Genomic DNA, 2,433 nt, shown 5'->3' on the forward strand with positions numbered 1-2,433 from the left:
GTCGCGATCGGTGAAGGCAAACGCGCAGAGCCGTTCCGGGGTGTCGAACACCTCGAGTACGCGCCCAGGCCAGCTGAGGCGGTAGAGCTTGCACTCCTGAATGTCCGTCCACCAAACGCTCTGCTCCTTGTGGTTCCACAACACGCCCTCACCCAGGGTGTTGCCCACTTCGATCGCATCTATGCGCTGCACTTCCAGCATAAGAGCCTCTTTGATTGTCACGTCGCTTCGATTTTCGGTCGGGCTTTGCGAAGCAATTAACATGCCTCCGCAGATAACTCACGGCCAACTGCGCAACCTGGCGCCGATCTAAAGAGTACCACCATCACCACAGTCGCCACCAATACCACCAGCAGTCGATATTTCCCGCAGGTCTTTTTTGTTTCCTCGCTTACCTATACCCTTGCCATCTCCCGTCATGCGCTCAGGAGCCAGTGGTGAAAATTTCCGCGCTCTACCATTTTCCGGTCAAATCCATGCAGGGCCACAAATGTAAATCCCTGCCCCTGGACAAATTCGGGGCCGTCAACGACCGTCGCTGGATGCTGGTGGATGCGGATAACCAGTTCATCTCTCAGCGGCGACTGCGCTCCATGGCGCAGCTCAAGGCTACCGCTGCCAAAGAGGGACTGCGACTGGAAAACGCTGAGGGTGAGCGCATCGAAATTCACCAGCCCGGTAGTGATGCGGAATTAAGAACTGTACGCGTATGGCAGGATGACGTTACCGCCCGCGATGCCGGCGATGCCGCAGCGCACTGGCTGAGCGAGCAGCTGCAAACCCCGGTGCGCCTGGTTGCCATGGGCGAAGAATTCTCCCGCCCACTGCAAGCCCCGCGCGCCGATCGCCAGGTAGGCTTTGCCGACGGCGCGCCATTGCTTGTGATTGGCCAGGCCTCGCTGGACGACCTCAACAGCCGCCTCACCGAACCCGTGTCCATGCTGCGCTTCCGCCCGAACCTGGTAGTGAGCGGCAGCCTCCCCTTCGCGGAGGACAACTGGAAAACGATCACCATACACACCTATGACGGCCCGCTGGTGTTCGATTGCACCCATCCCTGTGCCCGCTGCGCTATCCCCGGACTGCATCCCTTCACCGGCCGCGTGCAGAAAGAGCCACTGCGCACTCTGGCCAGCTACCGCCGCTGGGAAGATGGACAGATTTACTTTGGCATGAACCTCACTCCTACCGAAACCACCGCCGCGTTACTTTGTGGCCAGAATCCACCGACCATACACTTGAACGACAAAGTGGCCGTCAGCTGAGACAAGCTGATTAATGAACGGGAGACTACTTCATGAGCGTCACCCGAGATTGCGTAGAGTTACTGGAGGCCGGCAGCCGCTACCACGTACACTACGGCGACCGCCTGGCCAACCATCTTCCGATGGTGCTGATTGCGCTGGACAAACTAGGGGCGGGGCCGGCGCAACTCAAATATGCCTTCGACCGCAGCACCCCATACCTCCAACCCCGCCCCGGCAGTCCAGTCGACGAAATAGATAACCCCGCTTCCTGCCGCAACCGCGACGACAGATTCCCAAGTGCCCTGCACTACTACGAACAGCAGCTCAGACAACTCGGCATCGCCAAATGCTTGCAGCAAGAGCTCCCCGCCCTGCTCCCGGCCATCGCCACCGCCGCCTTCCACGGCCTTATCCGCACCGCCTACGGTATAGACGCCCGACACCTGGAAGAAATCGCCATGGGGCTCGCCTACTGGAACCTGGATTACCACGAACTCAACAGCAGCACAGAAACCATTTCGACCTCCACCAGCGACATCATTCTGCGGCTGACCAGGCAATATCCCGAAGTATCCCTCGCCCCCGGCAATATCGCCGACCACATGCACTCCGTCACCGGCCAGCCGGGCTGGATGGAAACCCCAATCCAACCCAAACAGATTGCGCTGGAAAATATTGCCACCGTCGCGATCAACGCCTACCTGGGTACCAGGGACTTCACCCTGCTTCACGGTGTCACCGGTTGTCATGCATTGCGATTGATATTGCCCTACTGCAACGACAAAGAGGCAGCACTGCGTTATTTCTGGCAGGGGCTGGTAGTTGCGTACCTGAGCACCGGTCCGAAAACAATTCGGCGAATTGAAATAGAAGAGATAAAAGATATTTTGCAACGACAGGCAGAGATAACAGATAGGGCACTGCGCAGCGATGACGACCATGTCATCAAGCTCGCTTACAGTGCACTAGAAGAATTTCTCTATTATGGAGACAGTGATTACTTGCAAGTTTTCACACAATAAACCCGGAATCCGAAAATACTAAAGAACGGGTAAATTAACTGATGTTTTTATACGAACGCAAGAAAGCAGTCATTCTATGAGCCACGGGTTTCGATGCTGACACAGAAGAGGTATAAATAGGATTCCTCACCTGGACAGCACTTGAAGTCACTTCCACACTTTTA

General features: G+C 56.6%; 3 protein-coding genes. 2 read left to right on the top strand and 1 reads right to left on the bottom strand.

The window, feature by feature from the left end:
• On the bottom strand, positions 1-201 hold a 201-nt coding region (locus VIL80_RS00025; RefSeq protein WP_332034118.1), incomplete at its 3' end, for an SMP-30/gluconolactonase/LRE family protein.
• 236 nt (positions 202-437) lie between these two features.
• Here VIL80_RS00025 and VIL80_RS00030 point away from each other — a divergent pair.
• Both VIL80_RS00030 and VIL80_RS00035 read left to right on the top strand, forming a co-directional pair.
• Positions 438-1,265, top strand: a complete 828-nt coding sequence (locus VIL80_RS00030; RefSeq protein WP_332034119.1) for an MOSC domain-containing protein — start codon at positions 438-440, stop codon at positions 1,263-1,265.
• Between the two features lie 32 nt (positions 1,266-1,297).
• Positions 1,298-2,269, top strand: a complete 972-nt coding sequence (locus VIL80_RS00035; protein ID WP_332034120.1) for a questin oxidase family protein — start codon at positions 1,298-1,300, stop codon at positions 2,267-2,269.
• The last annotated feature ends 164 nt before the right edge of the window (positions 2,270-2,433 follow it).

Origin of the sequence: Microbulbifer sp., assembly GCF_036563125.1 — a bacterium.
Lineage (GTDB): Bacteria > Pseudomonadota > Gammaproteobacteria > Pseudomonadales > Cellvibrionaceae > Microbulbifer.

Bases quoted from the DNA above. Each gene is read 5' to 3' on its own strand.
- VIL80_RS00035 (WP_332034120.1), top strand. From the start codon at position 1,298: ATGAGCGTCACCCGAGATTGCGTAGAGTTACTGGAGGCCGGCAGCCGC.